A 261-nucleotide genomic window follows, 5' to 3' on the forward strand; every position below is an offset into this window, starting at 1 on the left:
CTTCCGTCGTGGCATGCAGGAGGCCGGCTTCACCCTCGCGGGCGCCGGTCACGCCATCATTCCGGTGATGATCGGCGATGCACGACTGGCGGGCGACTTCGCCAATCGCCTGCTGGCGGCCGGCATCTACGTGATCGGCTTTTCCTATCCGGTGGTGCCCAAGGGACAGGCGCGCATTCGCACCCAGATCTCGGCGGCGCATACTCCGGAGCAGATCGAGACAGCCATTGCCGCCTTTACGCGTATCGGGGGCGAGATGGG

1 protein-coding gene is annotated in these 261 nt (G+C 65.9%); it reads left to right on the plus strand.

The annotated features are described in order from the left end of the window. Positions 1–261, plus strand: a 261-nt coding sequence (locus tag R0J88_RS21115; RefSeq protein WP_410901044.1) for an aminotransferase class I/II-fold pyridoxal phosphate-dependent enzyme, incomplete at both ends; no start/stop codon positions are given.

Origin of the sequence: Pseudoalteromonas sp. SIMBA_162, from assembly GCF_046535955.1 — a bacterium.
GTDB classification, from domain to species: Bacteria; Pseudomonadota; Gammaproteobacteria; order Enterobacterales; family Alteromonadaceae; genus Pseudoalteromonas; species Pseudoalteromonas marina.